This is a genomic window from Streptomyces viridosporus T7A, from assembly GCF_008704515.1.
Lineage (GTDB): Bacteria > Actinomycetota > Actinomycetes > Streptomycetales > Streptomycetaceae > Streptomyces > Streptomyces viridosporus.
This window is the reverse complement of the sequence record NZ_CP023700.1, coordinates 4,206,302-4,225,157: the sequence shown is the minus strand read 5'-3', so window position 1 is coordinate 4,225,157 and position 18,856 is coordinate 4,206,302. Positions and strand designations below refer to the sequence as shown.

The 18,856-nt window shown below is 72.7% G+C and carries 15 protein-coding genes and 1 tRNA gene; 7 read left to right on the top strand and 9 right to left on the bottom strand.

All coding sequences use genetic code 11. The annotated features are described in order from the left end of the window. Positions 1-2 precede the first annotated feature (2 nt). On the top strand, positions 3-3,494 hold the full coding sequence (cydD, locus tag CP969_RS19595) for a thiol reductant ABC exporter subunit CydD (RefSeq protein ID WP_016825514.1): 3,492 nt from the start codon (positions 3-5) through the stop codon (positions 3,492-3,494). A gap of 154 nt (positions 3,495-3,648) precedes the next feature. Beyond that, complete coding sequence (locus CP969_RS19590; RefSeq protein ID WP_004986045.1) at positions 3,649-4,707, top strand: M23 family metallopeptidase; 1,059 nt, start codon at positions 3,649-3,651, stop codon at positions 4,705-4,707. A 38-nt stretch (positions 4,708-4,745) separates the two neighbouring features. Here CP969_RS19590 and CP969_RS19585 read toward each other — a convergent pair whose 3' ends face one another. From CP969_RS19585 to CP969_RS19565, 5 genes are all read right to left on the bottom strand, one after another. Further along, positions 4,746-5,708 (bottom strand): HAD-IIB family hydrolase, encoded by a 963-nt coding sequence (locus CP969_RS19585; protein WP_171817486.1) that lies wholly within the window; start codon positions 5,706-5,708, stop codon positions 4,746-4,748. Positions 5,709-5,837: 129 nt separating this feature from the next. After that, positions 5,838-6,740 (bottom strand): LLM class flavin-dependent oxidoreductase, encoded by a 903-nt coding sequence (locus CP969_RS19580; RefSeq protein WP_016825515.1) that lies wholly within the window; start codon positions 6,738-6,740, stop codon positions 5,838-5,840. Between the two features lie 93 nt (positions 6,741-6,833). Further along, a complete protein-coding gene (locus CP969_RS19575; protein WP_039831050.1) occupies positions 6,834-7,292 on the bottom strand; it encodes a hypothetical protein in 459 nt (152 codons plus the stop codon). 6 nt (positions 7,293-7,298) lie between these two features. After that, complete coding sequence (locus CP969_RS19570) at positions 7,299-7,847, bottom strand: RNA 2'-phosphotransferase (RefSeq protein WP_004986050.1); 549 nt, start codon at positions 7,845-7,847, stop codon at positions 7,299-7,301. Between the two features lie 126 nt (positions 7,848-7,973). Then, positions 7,974-9,731: an SDR family oxidoreductase gene (locus CP969_RS19565; protein ID WP_026085050.1), complete on the bottom strand. Its 1,758-nt coding sequence runs from the start codon at positions 9,729-9,731 to the stop codon at positions 7,974-7,976. A gap of 170 nt (positions 9,732-9,901) precedes the next feature. Between CP969_RS19565 and CP969_RS19560 the strand changes: the two genes are divergently transcribed. The 5 genes from CP969_RS19560 to CP969_RS19540 all read left to right on the top strand — a co-directional run bounded on the left by CP969_RS19560 (position 9,902) and on the right by CP969_RS19540 (position 13,863). Then, the gene (locus CP969_RS19560; RefSeq protein ID WP_004986054.1) at positions 9,902-10,864 is read left to right on the top strand and encodes an ABC transporter ATP-binding protein; all 963 of its coding nucleotides are present in this window, start codon (positions 9,902-9,904) and stop codon (positions 10,862-10,864) included. Next, positions 10,854-11,777, top strand: coding sequence for a membrane protein (locus tag CP969_RS19555; RefSeq protein WP_016825518.1), 924 nt, complete (start codon positions 10,854-10,856; stop codon positions 11,775-11,777). The genes CP969_RS19560 and CP969_RS19555 overlap by 11 nt, the downstream gene beginning before the upstream one ends. A 52-nt stretch (positions 11,778-11,829) precedes the next feature. Continuing rightward, positions 11,830-12,741: an ABC transporter ATP-binding protein gene (locus CP969_RS19550; protein ID WP_004986059.1), complete on the top strand. Its 912-nt coding sequence runs from the start codon at positions 11,830-11,832 to the stop codon at positions 12,739-12,741. A gap of 10 nt (positions 12,742-12,751) precedes the next feature. After that, positions 12,752-13,471 carry an ABC transporter permease subunit gene (locus tag CP969_RS19545; protein ID WP_016825519.1) on the top strand — a complete coding sequence of 240 codons (720 nt, stop codon included), beginning with the start codon at positions 12,752-12,754 and terminating at the stop codon, positions 13,469-13,471. 302 nt (positions 13,472-13,773) lie between these two features. Beyond that, positions 13,774-13,863 (top strand) — tRNA-Ala (locus CP969_RS19540). Positions 13,864-13,912: 49 nt separating this feature from the next. Here the strand turns inward: CP969_RS19540 and CP969_RS19530 are convergent. From CP969_RS19530 to efeB, 4 genes are all read right to left on the bottom strand, one after another. Continuing rightward, positions 13,913-14,725, bottom strand: coding sequence for an HAD family hydrolase (locus CP969_RS19530; RefSeq protein ID WP_016825520.1), 813 nt, complete (start codon positions 14,723-14,725; stop codon positions 13,913-13,915). Next, a complete protein-coding gene (gene serS, locus CP969_RS19525; protein WP_004986063.1) occupies positions 14,722-15,999 on the bottom strand; it encodes a serine--tRNA ligase in 1,278 nt (425 codons plus the stop codon). The genes CP969_RS19530 and serS overlap by 4 nt, the downstream gene beginning before the upstream one ends. Before the next feature lie 550 nt (positions 16,000-16,549). Next, on the bottom strand, positions 16,550-17,482 hold the full coding sequence (gene pheA, locus CP969_RS19520; protein WP_004986064.1) for a prephenate dehydratase: 933 nt from the start codon (positions 17,480-17,482) through the stop codon (positions 16,550-16,552). Positions 17,483-17,553: 71 nt separating this feature from the next. Next, a complete protein-coding gene (efeB, locus tag CP969_RS19515) occupies positions 17,554-18,852 on the bottom strand; it encodes an iron uptake transporter deferrochelatase/peroxidase subunit (RefSeq protein WP_016825522.1) in 1,299 nt (432 codons plus the stop codon). Between the last annotated feature and the right edge of the window lie 4 nt (positions 18,853-18,856).

The window sequence follows — 18,856 nt, the reverse complement described above, 5'->3', positions numbered from 1 at the left end:
ACGTGAAACCAATCGACCCGCGACTGCTCCGGTACGCCCGTGCCACCCGGTTCTTCCTGGTGGCGGTCGTCGGCCTGGGCGCCGTCGGCGCGGGGCTGGTCGTCGCCCAGGCCGTGCTCATCGCCGAGATCGTGGTGGGCGCGTTCCAGGACGGCCTGTCCGCCGGCGAACTCGGCACTCCCCTGCTGCTCCTCGTCGCCGTCGCGGTCGGCCGGGCGCTGGTCGGCTGGCTCACCGAGCTGGCCGCCCACCGGGCGAGCGCCGCGGTGAAGTCGGAGCTGCGGGGGCGGCTGCTGGAACGGGCGGCGGCGCTGGGCCCGGGGTGGCTGAGCGGACAGCGCACCGGTTCGCTCGTCGCCCTGGCGACCCGCGGGGTCGACGCCCTCGACGACTACTTCTCGCGCTACCTCCCCCAACTGGGGCTCGCGGTGGTCGTACCGGTGGCGGTGCTGGCGCGCATCGTCACCGAGGACTGGGTCTCGGCGGCCATCATCGCCGGCACCCTGCCGCTCATCCCGCTCTTCATGGTGCTGATCGGCTGGGTCACCCAGCACCGGATGGACCGCCAGTGGCTGCTGCTGTCCCGTCTGTCCGGGCACTTCCTGGACGTCGTCGCCGGGCTGCCGACGCTGAAGGTGTTCGGGCGGGCCAAGGCACAGGCCGAGTCGATCCGCCGGATCACCGCGGAGTACCGGCGGGCGACCATGCGGACGCTGAGGATCGCCTTCATCTCCTCCTTCGCGCTGGAACTGCTCTCCACCCTCTCGGTGGCCCTGGTCGCGGTGACAATGGGAATGCGGCTGGTGTACGGCGACGCGGACCTCGTCGTCGGTCTGGTCATCCTGATCCTCGCGCCCGAGGCGTACCTGCCGCTGCGGCAGGTCGGGACGCAGTACCACGCGGCGGCGGAGGGGCTGGCGGCGGCCGAGGAGATCTTCTCGGTGCTGGAGACGCCCGTTCCGGCGTCGGGCACCGGGGCCGTTCCGACGGGCGGCCTCGCCTTCGAGGGGGTGACGGTCCGCTACCCGGGCCGCTCCGAGGACGCCGTGTCGGACGTGTCCTTCACCGTCGCCCCGGGGGAGACGGTCGCGCTCGTCGGGCCGAGCGGGGTGGGCAAGTCCACGCTGCTGAACGTGCTGCTGGGGTTCGTCCGGCCGACCGCCGGACGGGTGCGGATCGGGGGAACGGACCTCGCCGGGGTCGACCTGGCCGAGTGGCACCGCCGGGTCGCCTGGGTGCCGCAACGGCCGCACCTGTACGCCGGGACGATCGCGGAGAACGTACGGCTGGCCCGGCCCGACGCGGACGACGAGGCCGTGCGGCGCGCCCTGCGGGACGCCGGCGCGCTGGAGTTCGTGGACGCGCTGCCCGAGGGCACCGGCACCCTGCTCGGCGAGGACGGAGCGGGGCTGTCCGCGGGGCAGCGGCAGCGGCTGGCGCTCGCCCGGGCCTTCCTCGCGGACCGGCCCGTCCTGCTGCTCGACGAGCCGACGGCCGCGCTGGACGGCGCGACCGAGGCCGAGGTCGTGGCGGCGGTGCGACGGCTGGCGGCCGGACGGACGGTGCTGCTGGTGGTGCACCGGCCGGCGCTGCTGGCCGTCGCGGACCGGGTGGTGCGGCTCGCGGTACCGGCTCTCGCCGGCCCCGGGGAGGCCGTGCGCCGGGAGACCGGCACCACGACGGTCCCCGAGGCGGAGCCCGTGCCGGAGGGCGGACCCGCCGGGCCCGGCACGGACCCGGCCCCGGGCGGTGTCCTCGACCGCGTCCGCGCCGTGTCCGGCGCCCGGCGGGGGAGGCTCACGCTCGCGCTGCTGTTCGGCACGCTCGCCCTGGGCAGCGCCGTCGGGCTCATGGCCACGTCCGGGTGGCTCATCTCCCGGGCCTCGCAGCAGCCGCCCGTGCTGTATCTGATGGTGGCCGTGACGGCGACCCGGGCCTTCGGCATCGGGCGGGCGGTGTTCCGGTACGCCGAGCGGCTGGTGTCCCACGACGCCGTCCTGCGCATGCTGGCCGACCTCAGGGTCGCGGTGTTCCGGCGGCTGGAGCGGCTGGCGCCCGCCGGGCTGCGCGAGGCGCGCCGGGGCGATCTGCTCTCCCGGCTGGTCGCCGATGTGGACGCCCTCCAGGACTACTGGCTGCGGTGGCTGCTTCCGGCCGGTGCGGCCGTCGTGGTCTCCGCCCTCTCCGTCGGCTTCACGGCCTGGCTGCTGCCCGAGGCCGGGGCCGTGCTCGCGGCCGGACTGCTGGCGGCGGGAGCCGGGGTGCCCCTGCTCACCGGTGCCGTGGCCCGGCGCGCGGAACGCCGGCTGGCACCCGCCCGGGGTGTGCTCGCGACCCGGGTGACCGATCTGCTCACCGGCACCGCGGAGCTGACCGTGGCCGGCGCCCTGCCCGCGCGGACCGCGGAGGCGCGGCGGGCCGACGGCACGCTCACCCGGATCGCCTCGCGCGCCGCCACCGCCACCGCGCTCGGCGACGGGCTCACCGCACTGATCTCCGGTCTGACCGTCGCGGCCGCCGCGCTCGTCGGCGTCCAGGCGGTGGCCGCCGGCCGGCTGGAGGGCGTGGCGCTGGCCGTCGTCGTCCTCACCCCGCTGGCGGCGTTCGAGGCGGTCCTCGGGATGCCGCTCGCCGTGCAGTACCGGCAGCGGGTGCGCCGGAGCGCCGAGCGCGTGTACGAGGTGCTGGACGCCCCGGTGCCCGTACGGGAGCCGGAGCGTCCCCGGAAGGCGCCCGCGTCGCCGTTCCCCCTGGTGGTCAAGGGGCTGACCGCCCGGTACGCCGGGCAGGACCGGGACGCGCTCGCCGGGCTGGACCTGACGCTGGAGCGGGGCCGCCGGATCGCGGTGGTCGGCCCGTCCGGGTCCGGCAAGACGACGCTCGCGCAGGTGCTGCTGCGCTTCCTGGACCCGGGCGCCGGCGCGTACACGCTGGCCGGGGTGGACGCCTGCGCCCTGGACGGCGACGACGTACGGCGGCTGGTCGGGCTGTGCGCCCAGGACGCGCACCTCTTCGACAGCACGGTGCGGGAGAACCTGCTGCTCGCGAAGCGGGACGCGACCGAGGACGACCTGCGCGACGTGCTCGCCCGGGCCCGGCTGCTGGAGTGGGCCGACAGCCTGCCGGACGGGCTCGACACGCTCGTCGGCGAGCACGGGGCGCGGCTGTCCGGCGGGCAGCGGCAGCGGCTGGCGCTGGCCCGGGCACTGCTCGCGGACTTCCCCGTGCTGGTGCTGGACGAGCCCGCGGAGCACCTCGACCTGCCGACCGCGGACGCGCTCACCGCCGATCTGCTGGCCGCCACCGAGGGCCGCACGACGCTGCTCATCACCCACCGGCTGGCGGGTCTGGAGGCGGTGGACGAGATCATCGTGCTGGACGGGGGGCGAGTGGTGCAGCGCGGCCCGTACGCCGAACTGGCCTCCGTGGAGGGCGTGTTGAGGTCGATGGTGCAGCGGGAGGCGGAGTCGGACCTGCGGGTGGGCGCCCGCTAGCCGAACGCTCCGCGGGTGACGGGACGTCAACCGGGACCGGATGGGCAGTCGTTCGGCGGTATGGGGGTATCGCTGGTCCATCCGGGGTGTTCGGTCCCCCATGCGTACGACCTGAACAGGGCTGTGCGCCGGGACGGGCGTCAGGATCGCAGGCATGCGCCTCACCCGCCGTCATCCGTCGCTCGCCGTCGTGCTGCTGTGCGCGCTCGCCGTGCTCGCCGCCCGGCCCGCCGACGGCGACGGCGCCCACGCCCCCGGCCACGGCTCCGCATCCGGCATCAGCGCGCAGGTGGCGCGGTTGTACGAGGAAGCGGCGGTGGCGACCCAGCAGTACGAGGCGGGGCGCCGGAAGGCCGAGGAGCAGAAGGCCGAGGCACGGCGGCTGGAGGAGCGGCTCGACCGCGAGCGGCGGGCGACGGCCGTCCTGCACGATGAACTGGGGCGGATCGCCAGCTCCCAGTACCGCAGCGGCGGCGGTCTGCCGCTCACCGTGCACATGATCCTCGCGGACGACCCGGAGGAGTTGATGCGCAGTCAGCGGGCCGTGTGGCAGGCGCAACTGTCGCTCGACAGGGCGATCGAGAAGAGCGAGCGGGCCGAGGTACGGCTCACCCGGGCCGAGGCGAAGGCCGCGGCGGCGTGGAAGGCGCTGCAGAAGCGGAACGCGGAACTCGCCGCCCTGAAGCAGAGCATCGAGCAGAAGCTCGAAACGGCGCGGTGGGAGCTCCAGGGCCAGGCGGACGTCTCGGTCGCGGCCGGTGCCTGCGCCGGTGCGGTCCGGCTCGACCAGCCGGAGACGCGGTTCACCGCCTCCTGGGTGGCGCCGGTGGAGACGTACGTGCTGTCCGCGTCCTTCGGCAGCGGCGGCGCGCGGTGGGCGAACCGGCACACCGGGCAGGACTTCGCGGTGCCGATCGGCACACCGGTCCGGGCCGCGGGCGCCGGCAAGGTGGTGAAGGTGTCCTGCGGAGGCGCCTTCGGCATCGAGGTCGTGCTGGAGCACGCGGGCGGTTACTACACCCAGTACGCCCACCTCGCCGCCGTCGCCGTCGACCAGGGCGACCGGGTCGCGCCCGGGCAGTGGATCGGTCAGTCCGGCACCAGCGGCAACTCCACCGGACCGCACCTCCACTTCGAGGTGCGGGTCACTCCGGAGATGGGCTCGGCGGTGGATCCGGTGCCGTGGCTGGCACAGCGCGGGGTGCCCCTGTGAACGGTGCCCGGGCCGCCGGCGGCGCGCTCGGGCAGGTCCTAGGAGTGTTCCGCCAGCAGGCGTTCGATCACCACGGCCACTCCGTCGTCGTTGTTGGCGACCGTGCGCCCCGACGCGGCGGCGACGACGTCCGGGTGGGCGTTGCCCATCGCGTAGGACCGGCCCGCCCAGGTCAGCATCTCGATGTCGTTGGGCATGTCCCCGAACGCGACGACCTCCTCGTGGGAGATGCCGCGCTCGGCGCAGCACAGGGCGAGCGTGCTGGCCTTGGACACCTCGGGGCCGCTGATCTCCAGCAGGGCGCTGGGGCTGGAGCGGGTGACGTTGGCACGGTCGCCGATGGCGAGCCGGGCCAGGGTGAGGAAGGCGTCGGGGTCGAGCGCGGGGTGGTGGGCGAGGATCTTGAGCACCGGCTCGTCGGCGGCGGGACCGTCCGGGCCCAGCAGCTCCTCGGCGGGCCTGAGGAGGTCCGGGACCTCCATGTGCAGCTTCGGGTACGCCGGCTCCTGGTGGAAGCCGTACGTCTGCTCCACGGCGTACACCGTGCCCGGCGCGGCCTCGCGCAGCAGTCGTACGGCGTCCAGGGCGTTCTCCCTGGCCAGCTCCCGCACCTTCACGAAGCGGTGTGCGCCGGGGCCGCCGTGCAGGTCGACGACGGCCGCGCCGTTGCCGCAGATGGCGAGCCCGTGGCCGTGGACGTGGTCGCTGACGACGTCCATCCAGCGGGCCGGGCGGCCGGTGACGAAGAAGACCTCGATGCCCGCCTCCTCGGCGGCGGCCAGCGCGGCGACGGTGCGGGGGGACACCGACTTGTCGTCGCGCAGCAGGGTGCCGTCCAGGTCGGTGGCGATGAGCCGTGGGGGAAGGATCGGGGTGCCTCCCTGCTCCTGGTGGTGCCCCCGCTCGAGCGGAGCCGAGGATGGGGGAACAGTCGAGAACGTGGGGGAGGCCGGGGTCTCGGGCTGTCGGGTCGCTGAGGTCACCCGGCCATTGTTCCGCATATGCCCGCACGGGCGTGCGGCACTGTGCACATCTGAGTGATTACCGCCCTCGCCTCCGCGTGACGGCCGCCCTCACCGGGGCCCGGGCGCGGAGCGGAGCCGTGGGGCGGCGTCGGGTCCGTCCGGCGCTCAGCGCAACTGCGCCGGCGCCTCCATCGCGATGCGCTCGAAGACCTTCGGGTCCACCGCGAAGTCCGAGTCGGGGAGGGGCCAGTGGATCACGATCTCGGTGAATCCCAGCTCGGCGTGGCGACCCGCGAAGTCGACGAACGCGTCCAGGGACTCGAACGGTCGGCCCCGGTCCGGGGTGAACCCGGTGAGCAGGATCTTGTCCAGCTCGCCCACGTCCCGGCCGAGTTCGGCGCAGGCGTCGGCCAGCTTCTCCGCCTGACCGCGAATGGCCTGAACCGACTGCTCGGGCGTGCCGTTCTCGTACAGCCTGGGGTCGCCCGTGGTCACCCACGCCTGCCCGTACCGTGCCGCCAGCCGCAGTCCGCGCGGCCCGGTGGCCGCCACGGCGAACGGCAGCCGGGGCCGCTGCACACAGCCGGGGATGTTGCGGGCCTCGTGCGCCGCGTAGAAGTCGCCCTCGTACGACACGGAGTCCTCAGTGAGCAGCCGGTCGAGCAGCGGGACGAACTCCCCGAAGCGCTCGGCACGCTCGCGCGGCGTCCACGGTTCCTGGCCGAGCGCGGTGGCGTCGAAGCCGGTGCCGCCCGCGCCGATACCGAGGGTGACGCGTCCGCCGGAGATGTCGTCGAGGGTGATGAGTTCCTTGGCCAGGGTCACCGGGTGCCGAAAGTTCGGCGAGGTCACGAGGGTGCCCAGCCGCATCCGTTCGGTGACGGCCGCGGCGGCGGTCAGGGTCGGGACGGCACCGAACCACGGGCCGTCCCGGAAGCTGCGCCAGGACAGATGGTCGTAGGTGTACGCCGTGTGGAAACCGAGGTCCTCGGCACGCTCCCAGGCCGCACGGCTGCCCTCGTTCCAGCGGCGGTACGGGAGGATCACGGTGCTCAGGCGCAGACTCATGTCACCGAGCCTATGTGCCGTCACCGGTTTCACGTGAAACGACCGGCGCTCCCGAGCATCACGTCGGCCCTCGGCGATCCCGGCCGCGCTCGGTCATCGCACCTGTGCGCTCAGCCACGGCGTGAGAACGATCATGGGGATGAACTCCTTGTGCGTCCGGTCCCCGGGAAGCGGCACCACCAGGAAGTACCCGGGTGGGAAACGCCGCGCCCTGACGTACGCCAGGCCGTCGAAGACGGAGTGGAGGAAGGCGGGCACGTCGTCGCGCGCGATGTCGGGGCACTCCACCCCTTCGACGCCGATCAGCGCGTCGTCCTCGGGGTGGAGCCGCACGCTCACCCGCGGCAGGCCGCCGAACTCGACATGGGCCTCATGGGGGAGGGCGCCGTCGGGGTCGGTGGTGACGCCGACGCCCGCGGCGGTGCGGCGCGAGGTTTGATCGGCGCCGATGTCATGGGTGACCTCGATCTCGCGCTGGTACGCGTCGGCGAGGACCCGGAGAGCGGTGACGGCGGCCTCGGTGGTGGGCACGTGGTCCATGCCATGGATCATGCGGCTTCAGCGGCCGCCGGGGAACCGCAGATACCGAGCGGGCACGGCCCGGGTCAGCCACACACCGTTGGCGCTCACCCGGAAGACGTGTCCGTCACGGTGCATGGCGGCCGCGTCCACGGACAGGACGACCGGACGGCCGCGACGGGCGCCCACCCGGGTCGCCGTCTCACGGTCGGCGGAGAGGTGCACGTCGTGCCGGTCCATGGGCCGGAGCCCCTCGGCGCGGATCGCGTCCAGGGCGCGGGCGACGGTGCCGTGGTACAGGTACGGCGGCGGCGCGGCCGGGGGCAGTCCGAGGTCGACCTCGACGCTGTGGCCCTGGCTGGCGCGGATCCGGGAACCCTCGACGGCGAAGCGCCGCTTGTCGTTGACGGCGACGACGTGGTCCAGTTCCTCGCGGGTGAACGGGAAGCCGTGGGCGGCCGCCGCGGCGATCAGCGTGTCGATCTCCACCCAGCCCCCCTCGTCGAGCGAGAGCCCGATCCGTCCGGGCTGGTGGCGCAGATGCCGGGAAAGGTACTTCGACACCTTCACGGTGCGTCTTTCGTCCATCTCTCCAGCCTGCCGGGAGAGACGCACATCACGCGACGGATTTCGCCCACCAGGTTTGATCCACAACCAAGTGCTGTTATCCACAGGAGAGTTGGGGGTTTCTGTGGACAACCGGCCCGCCCGGACTCACACGGGCGGCTTCACCCGCGCGATCCTGCGCAGCGCACCCGGCATCCACCGCGACAGCGCGTACGCGGTCCGCGCCTCCGGGGTCACCGGCACCACCGCCTCGTTCCGCACCACCGCGCGCAGGATCGCGGCGGCGACCTTCTCCGGGGGATAGTCGCGCAGCCCGTAGAGGCGTGCCGCCCGCTTGCGCAGGCGCCGCTCCTCCTCGGCGTCCGCACCCGCGAAGCGGGCGGTGGAGGTGATGGCGGTGTTGACGAACCCGGGACACACCGCGGTCACGCCGATCCCCCGCCCGGCCAGCTCCGCGCGCAGGCACTCGCTCAGCATCAGCACCGCCGCCTTGGAGGTGCCGTAGGCGGGCAGGGACCTGGACGGCTGGAACGCCGCCGCCGAGGCGACGTTGACGATGTGGCCCCCCTGCCCCCGCTCGGCCATCCGCCGCCCGAAGAGCCGGCAGCCGTGGATCACTCCCCACAGGTTGACGTCGAGGACCTCCTTCCACTCCTTCGGCGTGGTGTCGAAGAAGGAGCCGCCCAGGCCGATGCCGGCGTTGTTCACCAGGACGTCCACCACGCCGTGCTCGGCGGTGACCCGTTCGGCGAGCCTCTCCATGGCCTGCTCGTCGGAGACGTCCGCCGTGCGGGCCCAGGCCGCCGCCGCGCCGCGGCGCCGGGCCTCCTCGGCGGTGCGGGCCGCGGCCCGGCCGTCCCGGTCGACGGCGAGCACGCGCGCGCCCGCCTCCGCGAACGCGAGCGCGGTCGTCCGCCCGATGCCGCTGCCCGCCCCGGTGACCAGGACGAGCTGCCCGCCGAAGCGGTCGGCGTACCGGCCCGGGGCCGCCGTCTTCGGCCGTCCGTCCTCCACGGACGTCACGAACTCGGTGATCCAGTGCGCCAGCAGGTCGGGGCGGGTGCGCGGCACCCAGTGCTTGGCCGGCAGCGTCCGCCGGATCGACCGCGGGGCCCACCGCTCCAGTTCGTCGTGGAGCCGCTCCGACAGGAACACGTCCTCCAGCGGCGTGATGAGCTGCACCGGCGCGTGCGCGTAGGCGTCCGCGCGCGGACTGCGCAACCGGGGCCGCACGTTGTCCCGGTAGAGCCAGGCCCCGTGGGCCGCGTCCGACGGCAGGGACGGGGTGGGGTAGTCGCCGCCGGGGACCTTCTCGGCGCGTTCCAGGAGGCGCGGCCAGTGCCTGCCGAGCGGGCCGCGCCAGGCGAGTTCGGGCAGCACGGGCGTGTGCAGCAGGTACACGTACCAGGACCTGGCGCCCTGGCCGAGCAACTGGCCGATCCGGCGCGGGGTGGGGCGCCCGAGGCGGCGGCCGATCCAGTGCCCGAGGTGGTCGAGGGAGGGCCCGGACACCGAGGTGAAGGAGGCGATCCGCCCCTCGGTGCGGGCCACGGTGACGAACTCCCAGGACTGCACCGAGCCCCAGTCGTGCCCCACCAGGTGCACCGGCCGGTCCGGGCTGACCGCGTCCGCGACGGCCAGGAAGTCGTCGGTCAGCTTCTCCAGGGTGAACCCGCCCCGCAGCGGCCGCGGAGCGGTGGAGCGGCCGTGGCCCCGGACGTCGTACGCCACGACGTGGAAGTGTTCGGCGAGGCGCGGCGCGACCTCGGACCACACCTCCTTGCTGTCGGGGTAGCCGTGCACGAGGACGACCGTCGGCCGGTCCGGGTCGCCCAGCTCGGCCACGCACAGCTCGATCCCGCCCGTGTGCACCCGGCGCTCCCGCGCGCCCGTCATCCCCGTCACACCGGCGAATGTGGCAGTCGTTAGAGGAATCGTCAATAGCGCCCCGCGGTCCGCGGGTCACTCCCGGGCAGGGGCCCCCTACGGGTCCGTACGACTCCAGGGGGACGTCAAGACGGCTCTCCGGTCTGACGACCGGGACGGTGGGGGTCACTACCGTCGACGACGTGACTGTGATCGCGACCGAAAGCCTGAGCAAGCGGTTCCCCCGGGTGACCGCGCTTGACCGGCTCTCCGTGGACGTCGGGCCCGGTGTGACCGGTCTCGTCGGAGCCAACGGGGCCGGCAAGTCCACACTGATCAAAATCCTGCTGGGTCTGTCCCCCGCCTCCGAGGGCCGCGCCGAAGTGCTCGGTCTCGACGTCGCCACCGAGGGCCCCGCCATCCGCGAGCGGGTCGGCTACATGCCGGAGCACGACTGCCTGCCGCCGGACGTCTCGGCCACCGAGTTCGTCGTCCACATGGCGCGCATGTCCGGCCTGCCGCCCACCGCCGCGCGCGAACGCACCGCGGACACCCTGCGCCACGTCGGCCTGTACGAGGAGCGCTACCGTCCCATCGGCGGCTACTCCACCGGCATGAAGCAGCGCGTGAAGCTCGCGCAGGCCCTGGTGCACGACCCGCAGCTGGTCTTCCTGGACGAGCCGACCAACGGCCTCGACCCGGTCGGCCGCGACGAGATGCTCGGCCTGATCCGCCGGATCCACACCGACTTCGGCATCTCGGTCCTGGTCACCTCGCACCTGCTGGGCGAACTGGAGCGCACCTGCGACCACGTCGTCGTCGTCGACGGCGGCAAGCTGCTGCGCTCCAGCTCCACCACGGACTTCACCCAGACCACCACCACCCTCGCGGTCGAGGTCACCGACACCGACGAGCACCCGGACGGCACCCGCGCGGTGCGCGAGGCGCTGCACGCGCGCGGGGTGACCGTCGAGGACGGCAGCGGGCTGCCGGGCGCCGGACACGTCCTGCTGCTCACCGCGCGGGGCGAGGAGACGTACGACCTGGTCCGGGACGTCATCACCGAGCTCGGCCTCGGCCTGGTGCGCATGGAGCAGCGCCGCCACCACATCTCCGAGGTCTTCAGGAACAGCGACGAGCAGCGGAAGGAGGCGGTCGGCCATGGCGGCTGAGCAGTCCGTGCGGTCCCCGCAGACACCGGCCACCGCGACGGGTGACACCCGTATCCACAACATCGGCTACCGCTCCTACGACGGCCCCCGCCTCGGCCGCTCCTACGCCCGCCTGTCGCTGTACTCGCAGTCCCTGCGCGGCTCCTACGGCCTCGGCCGCTCGGTGAAGTCCAAGGTGCTGCCGATGCTGCTGTTCGTGGTGATGTGCGTGCCCGCCGCCATCATGGTGGCCGTCTCCGTCGCCACCAAGGCGGGCGACCTGCCGGTCGACTACACGCGCTACGCGATCATCATGCAGGCCGTCATCAGCCTGTACGTCGCCTCGCAGGCGCCCCAGTCCGTCTCCCGCGACCTGCGCTTCAAGACCGTGCCGCTGTACTTCTCGCGGCCCATCGAGACCTCCGACTACGTGCGCGCCAAGTACACCGCGCTGGCCTCGGCCCTCTTCATCCTCACCGCCTCCCCCCTGCTGGTGCTGTACGTCGGCGCGCTGCTGGCCGAGCTGGACTTCGCCGACCAGACCAAGGGATTCGCACAGGGACTGGTCTCCGTGGCACTGCTCTCGCTGCTCTTCGCCGGCATCGGCCTGGTCATCGCGTCGGTCACCCCGCGCCGCGGCTTCGGCATCGCCGCCGTGATCGCCGTCCTGACCATCTCCTACGGAGCGGTCTCCACACTCCAGGCGATCGCGGACGTCCAGGGCAGCGGCGGCTCCATCGCGTGGATCGGCCTGTTCTCCCCGGTCACCCTCATCGACGGGGTGCAGTCCGCCTTCCTGGGCGCGAGCTCCACCTTCCCGGGCGGCGTGGGCCCGGGCAACGCCGAGGGCGTGGTCTACGTCCTGTTCAGCCTCGGTCTGATCGCCGCCTGCTACGGCCTCCTGATGCGGCGCTACAAGAAGGTGGGGCTGTGACCACGCCCGACCCGTCGCCCGCCACCACCCTCCCAAGGAATGGGCTGCGCCCGTGAGCACTCTCTCCATCGACCACGTCTCCCGCTGGTTCGGCAACGTGGTCGCCGTCAACGACGTCACCATGACCATCGGCCCCGGCGTCACCGGGCTCCTCGGCCCCAACGGCGCCGGGAAGTCCACCCTCATCAACATGATGGGCGGCTTCCTCGCCCCCTCCACCGGCTCCGTCACCCTGGACGGGCAGCAGGTGTGGCGCAACGAGGCCATCTACCGGCACATCGGCATCGTCCCCGAGCGGGAGGCGATGTACGACTTCCTCACCGGCCGCGAGTTCGTCCTCGCCAACGCCGAACTGCACGGCCTGGGCGCCAAGGCCGCCCAGCGGGCCCTGGCGACGGTCGAGATGGAGTACGCGCAGGACCGGAAGATCGCCACGTACTCCAAGGGCATGCGGCAGCGCGTGAAGATGGCCTCCGCGCTGGTGCACGAGCCGTCCCTGCTCCTGCTGGACGAGCCCTTCAACGGCATGGACCCGCGCCAGCGGATGCAGCTGATGGACCTGCTGCGGCGCATGGGCGACGAGGGCCGCACCGTGCTGTTCTCGTCGCACATCCTCGAGGAGGTCGAGCAGCTCGCCCGGCACATCGAGGTCGTCGTCGCCGGACGGCACGCGGCCAGCGGTGACTTCCGCAAGATCCGCCGGCTGATGACGGACCGCCCGCACCGCTACCTGGTGCGCTCCAGCGACGACCGCGCCCTCGCGGCCGCGCTGATCGCCGACCCGTCGACGTCCGGCATCGAGGTCGACCGCACCGAGGGCGTCCTGCGCATCCAGGCCGTCGACTTCGGCCGCTTCACGGCCCTGCTGCCGAGGGTCGCGAAGGAGCACGGCATCCGCCTGCTCACGGTCTCGCCGTCCGACGAGTCCCTCGAGTCCGTCTTCTCGTATCTGGTCGCGGCGTAGGAGGCCGAAGATGTACGACCCCACAGTCGCCCGACTCACCTACCGGGCCCTGCTCGGCCGTCGCCGGGCCCTCATCCTGGGCGCGCTGCCCCTGCTGCTGGTCGTGATCTCCCTGGCGGTGCGCGGGCTCGCCGGGGCCGACGACCAGACCGCGGCCGACGTGCTGGGCGGGCTGGCGCTCGCCACCATGGTGCCGATCATCGGTGTCATCGCGGGCACCGGCGCGATCGGTCCCGAGATCGACGACGGCTCGGTGGTGTACCTGCTGTCCAAGCCGATCAAGCGGCCGACGATCATCTCCACCAAACTGATCGTCGCGATCGCCGTGACCATGGTGTTCTCGGCGGTGCCGACCCTGATCGCGGGCTTCGTCCTGAACGGCAACGGCCGGCAGGTCGCCGTCGCCTACACGGTGGCCGCGCTGGTCGCCTCCATCGCGTACGCGGCGATCTTCCTCCTGCTCGGCACGGTCTCCCGGCACGCGGTGGTGCTCGGCCTGGTCTACGCGCTGGTCTGGGAGGCCCTGTTCGGCTCCCTGGTGCCCGGCGCGCGCACGCTGAGCGTCCAGCAGTGGTCGCTGGCCGTGGCCCAGGAGGTCTCCGGCGGTGAGCTGGTCACCTCGGACGTGAGCCTGACGACCGGGACGGTCCTGCTGGCGACGGTCACCGTCCTGGCCACCTGGTACGCCGGTCGGAAGCTGCGCACGCTGACGCTCGCCGGCGAGGAGTGAGGGGTCTTCGAGCGGTGGCGGGCGGCGGCCGGGCGGGCGCCGCCCGCCGCGTTTGATCGGTGGCGCCCGACTTCCCCGGCGGGCGGGGTGGTGGTGTCCGCACCGCCGGGGAGGCCCGGCGCCGTCTGCTGGGAGAGGAGCGGGACGATGTCCGTGCACGGCAGTGCGTCCGGCTCCCGTCAGGGCAGCCCACGGCGGATTCCGGAGTGATCCCTGCTGCTCCGTCGAGTCCGCCCCGCACGGGGAACTGCCCGGGGCGGCCGCTTCGAGCACGCGTACATCGGCGCGTGGGCCGCCCACCCGGAGGATTGGCCGAGGGGTAGGGCACCGGCTTGGCCCAAGCCGTGGTCGGGTCCGGAAGACCCGCGCACGTTCGATCCGTGCATCCTCCGCCGAACGCCGAACGCCGAACGCCGAACGCCGAACGCCGAACGCCGGGCCTCAGCCCAGCAGGCGCTCCAGCACCACCGCGATCCCGTCCTCCTCGTTCGAGGACGTCACCTCGTCGGCCACCGCCTTCAGTTCCCGGTGGGCGTTGGCCATGGCCACGCCGTGCGCGGCCCAGGCGAACATCGGGACGTCGTTGGGCATGTCGCCGAAGGCGATCGTCTCCGTCGCCTTCGCGCCCAGCCGGCGCGCCGCCAGCGACAGCCCCGTCGCCTTGGACAGCCCGAGCGGGAGCAGTTCGACGATGCCCTCGCCCGCCATGGTGACCGTGACGAAACCGCCCGCGGTGCGGGTGGCCGCCTCGGCGAGCTCGTCGGAGGTCAGGTCCGGGTGCTGGATGTACAGCTTGTTCAGCGGCGCCGTCCACAGGTCCGAGGCGTCCGTGAACGGCGTCGCGGGCAGCCCGCCCACGACCTCGTAGCCGGGGCCGACCAGCACCTCGCCGTCCAGCCCGTCGCGGCTCGCCGCCAGGTGCAGCGGGCCGACCTCCGCCTCGATCTTGGCCAGCGCCACCCCGGCCAGCTGCCGGTCGAGCGTCACCGAGGTGAGCAGGCGGTGCGCGCCGGCGTCGTACACCTGGGCACCTTGGCCGCAGACGGCGAGACCCCGGTAGCCGAGGTCGTCGAGTATGGGGCGGGTCCAGGGCACCGCGCGGCCGGTGACGACGATGTGCGCGGCGCCCGCCGCGGTGGCCGCGCCGAGCGCGTCCCGGGTGCGGCGGGAGACCGAGTGGTCGTCACGCAGCAGGGTGCCGTCGAGATCGGTGGCGACGAGCCGGTACGGGAAGGGTGAGGAGGGGTTGCTCACTGGGCGGCCGGCTCCAGGATCTCCCGGCCGCCCAGGTACGGACGCAGCACCTCGGGCACGCGCACCGAGCCGTCGGCCTGCTGGTGGTTCTCCAGGATCGCCACGATGGTGCGCGGCACGGCGCACAGGGTGCCGTTGAGCGTGGCCAGCGGGCGCACCGTCTTGCCGTCGCGGACGCGGATCTGCAGCCGGCGGGACTGGAACTCGGTGCAGTCCGAGGTCGAGGTCAGCTCGCGGTACTTGCCCTGGGTCGGGATCCACGCCTCGCAGTCGTACTTACGCGCGGCGGAGGAGCCCAGGTCGCCCGAGGCGACGTCGATCACGCGGAACGGCAGCTCCAGCGAGGTCAGCCACTGCTTCTCCCACTCCAGCAGCCGCTGGTGCTCCGCCTGCGACTCCTCGGGGGCGACGTAGGAGAACATCTCGACCTTGTCGAACTGGTGCACCCGGAAGATGCCGCGGGTGTCCTTGCCGTGCGAGCCGGCCTCGCGGCGGAAGCAGGGCGAGAAGCCCGCGTAGCGCAGCGGCAGCCGGTCGGCGTCGATGATCTCGTCCATGTGGTACGCCGCCAGCGGCACCTCGGACGTGCCGACCAGGTAGAGGTCGTCCTTGTCGAGGTGGTAGACGTCCTGGGCGGCCTGGCCGAGGAAGCCGGTGCCCGCCATGGACTGCGGACGCACCAGCGCCGGGGTGAGCATCGGGGTGAAGCCGGCCGCGGTGGCCTGGGCGATCGCCGCGTTCACCAGGGCGAGCTCGAGCAGAGCGCCGACGCCGGTGAGGAAGTAGAAGCGGGAGCCGGAGACCTTGGCGCCGCGCTCCACGTCGATGGCGCCGAGGAGCTGGCCGAGCTCCAGGTGGTCCTTGGGCTCGAAGCCCTCGGCGGCGAAGTCGCGGACGGTGCCGTGCGTCTCCAGCGTGACGAAGTCCTCCTCGCCGCCCACGGGGACGTCGGGGTGGATCAGGTTGCCCAGCTTGAGCAGGAGTTCCTGGGTCTCGGCCGCGGCGGCGTCCCGGTCGGCGTCGGCGGCCTTCACGTCGGCCTTGAGCTGTTCCGCCTTCTTCAGCAGCTCGGCCTTCTCGTCGCCGGTCGCCTTGGGGACGAGCTTGCCGAGCGCCTTCTGCTCGGCGCGCAGCTCGTCGAAGCGGACGCCGGACGACCTGCGCCGTTCGTCGGCAGACAGAAGGGCGTCGACGAGCGCGACGTCCTCTCCACGGGCGCGCTGCGAAGCACGCACACGGTCGGGGTCCTCACGGAGCAGGCGAAGGTCAATCACACGGCCAAGGCTACCGGTGCGGTGTGACGGCCCACGACCCACTTGTGCAGCGCGGTGATCCACTTTCCGTTATGAGGAGAATTGCGGAGTATGTCCGGCACGTCAATGAAGAAGGGCGCGTCTCCCCGGTGAGGGTCGGGTCGCGGGTGGCCGGTTGACTCGAATTCCTTGGTGGAAGCGCGACTTGGGGCTCGGTTGTCCACAGGTGTCCACACCCCTGAAAAGTTATCCACAGGGTGTGGGGAAGTTCTGTGGACTTCGGAATTGATCCCTCCGAAAGGGGGCTGGACGCCGGGATTCCCTGTACAGGACACCTGGAGTCTCACTTTTGAGGGGAAAGGGTTCACCCCAAAGGATTGATCAGAGGAAAAGGGTGGACAAAAGTGATCCACAGGGCGGCAGGTGCGATCATGGCGCGCAAGGTGATTTGTCGACCCAAAGGGGCGAGGCTGTCGACTTGTCCTGAGGTCGAGAAGCTGACCTGTGGATAACTTCTGTGGATGGCGAAAATCAGCAGGTAGGACCGGTGGCGCTCGGGCTGGGCCTCCCGTCAGAACCGGCCGTCCTGGCACCGCGCCACCCAGTCCGCCGCGCCCACGAACTCCGCGTCCGACGTGCCGGGGAACGGGGGCCGCACCTCCCCCGGCCGCACCTCCGCACGCGGGTACGAGCCGAGGAAGCGCACCTGCAGACAGATCCGCTTCAGCCCCATCAGGGCCTCGGCCATCCGGCGGTCCGAGATGTGCCCCTCGGCGTCGATGCAGAAGCAGTAGTTGCCGATACCGGCCCCGGTGGGCCGGGACTGGAGCAGCATCAGGTTGATGCCCCGCGAGGCGAACTCGCCCAGCAGGTCGCGCAGGGTGCCGGGGTGGTCGTCGCGCTGCCACAGCACGACGGAGGTCTTGTCCGCGCCGGTGGGTGCGGCGGGCCGGGCGGGCCGGCCGACCAGCACGAACCGGGTCTGGGCGTTCTCCGCGTCGTGGATGTTCGTCTCCAGGGCCTCCAGGCCGTACCGGGCGGCGGCGAACTCGCCGGCGAAGGCGGCGTCGTACCGGCCCTCCTGGACCAGGCGCGCACCGTCCGCGTTCGAGGCGGCCGATTCCCAGTGGGCGTCCGGGAGGTGGGTCGCGAGCCAGTTGCGGACCTGGGGCTGGGCGGCCGGGTGGGCGGTGACCGTCTTGATGTCCGACAGCTTGGTGCCCGGGCGCACGAGCAGGGCGAAGGTGATCGACAGCAGCACCTCGCGGTAGATCATCAGGGGGGTGCCGGCGACCAGTTCGTCGAGGGTGGTGGTGATGCCGCCCTCGACGGAGTTCTCGATGGGGACGAAAGCGGCCTCGGCCTCGCCGACGCGGACCGCGTCGAGCGCGGACTGCACGGACACGTACGGGATCAGCTCCCGGACGGCAGCCTCGGGAAGCGTACGCAGGGCGACTTCGGTGAAGGTGCCCTCGGGTCCGAGATACGCATAGCTCGCTGGCATGACTTCACCCTAATGGGCACCCGCCGCCCTCATCTCCGCATGCGCCCCCTGGGGATGACGCGGAGCGGTTCTCATCCCTCCAGCAGCCGCTGCCCCACATACTCGCCCTCCGCCGCCCCGCCCGGCACAGCGAACAGCCCGCTCGCCTCGTGACGGATGAAGGGGGACAGGGCGTCGCCCCGGTCCAGCTTGCGCTGCACCGGCACGAAGCCGCGCAGCGGATCGGCCTGCCAGCAGATGAACAGCAGACCCGCGTCCGGCACCCCGTCCGCGTCGATGCCGTCGTGGTACGAGAACGGGCGCCGGAGCATCGCCGCGCCGCCGTTCTGGTCGGGGCGGGTGATCCGGGCGTGGGCGTTGAAGGGGACGACCAGGCCGCCCTCGGCGTCCGTCTTCTCCAGGTCCATCTCGGACGTCTCGGTGCCCCCGGACAGCGGTGCCCCGTCGGACTTGCGGCGCCCGATGACGTTCTCCTGCTCCGCGACGCCGAGCTTCTCCCAGTCGTCCAGCAGCATGCGGATACGGCGGACGACGGCGTAGGAGCCGTTCGCCATCCAGGCGGGCTCGCCGTTCTCCGGGACGAAGATGCGCCGGTCGAAGTCGGAGTCGGAGGGCTTGGGGTTGCGGGTGCCGTCGATCTGGCCCATCAGGTTGCGGGTCGTCATGGGGTGGGCGGTGGCCCCCGGTGAGCGGTTGAAGCCGTTCATCTGCCAGCGCACCCGGGCCGCCGATCCCGCGTCCTTCTGCACCGCGCGCAGGGCGTGGAAGGCCACGAGGGCGTCGTCGGCACCGATCTGCACCCACAGATCGCCGTTGCTGCGACTCTTGTCGAGGCGGTCGGAGGAGAAGTCGGGCAGCGGGTCCAGGGCGACCGGGCGCTGTTCCTCCAGGCCGGTGCGGGCGAAGAAACCGTGGCCGAAGCCGAAGGTGAGGGTCAGCGAGGAGGGACCGGCGTCGCGGGCCACACCGGTGTCGTCCTGCCGGCTCGGCTCGCCCGCCATCAGCCGACGGGCCGTGTCCGACCAGCGGCGCAGCAGGGCGGCCGCCTCCTTGCGGCCGGCGCCGAGCGCCAGGTCGAAGGCGATCAGATGACCGCGGGCCTGGAGCCTTTCGGTGATGCCGGGCTGATGTTTCCCGTGAAACGTCACCCGCCCGGCACCCACCGAGGTCAGCGGAGTGGCCCCGGCGGGCGCCGCCGCGTATCCCACGGCCCCTCCGCCCGCCGCGCCGAGCACGAGCCCGGTGGCCCCGGCGGTGCCGAGCAACCGTCGTCGGGACAGGCCCTTCCCGGACGCCCCGGTGCTCTGTGCGGTGGCTCCCTCCTGGGCGGCCTCCGGGGTGCGGGCCTGCGGAATGGACTGGTCAGCCATGGTG

Coding starts and splice junctions, on each gene's coding strand:
- CP969_RS19590 (WP_004986045.1), top strand. CDS start 3,649: ATGCGCCTCACCCGCCGTCATCCGTCGCTCGCCGTCGTGCTGCTGTGC.
- CP969_RS19585 (WP_171817486.1), bottom strand. CDS start 5,708: ATGCGGAACAATGGCCGGGTGACCTCAGCGACCCGACAGCCCGAGACC.
- CP969_RS19580 (WP_016825515.1), bottom strand. CDS start 6,740: ATGAGTCTGCGCCTGAGCACCGTGATCCTCCCGTACCGCCGCTGGAAC.
- CP969_RS19575 (WP_039831050.1), bottom strand. CDS start 7,292: ATGATCCATGGCATGGACCACGTGCCCACCACCGAGGCCGCCGTCACC.
- CP969_RS19570 (WP_004986050.1), bottom strand. CDS start 7,847: ATGGACGAAAGACGCACCGTGAAGGTGTCGAAGTACCTTTCCCGGCAT.
- CP969_RS19555 (WP_016825518.1), top strand. CDS start 10,854: ATGGCGGCTGAGCAGTCCGTGCGGTCCCCGCAGACACCGGCCACCGCG.
- CP969_RS19545 (WP_016825519.1), top strand. CDS start 12,752: ATGTACGACCCCACAGTCGCCCGACTCACCTACCGGGCCCTGCTCGGC.
- pheA (WP_004986064.1), bottom strand. CDS start 17,482: ATGCCAGCGAGCTATGCGTATCTCGGACCCGAGGGCACCTTCACCGAA.
- efeB (WP_016825522.1), bottom strand. CDS start 18,852: ATGGCTGACCAGTCCATTCCGCAGGCCCGCACCCCGGAGGCCGCCCAG.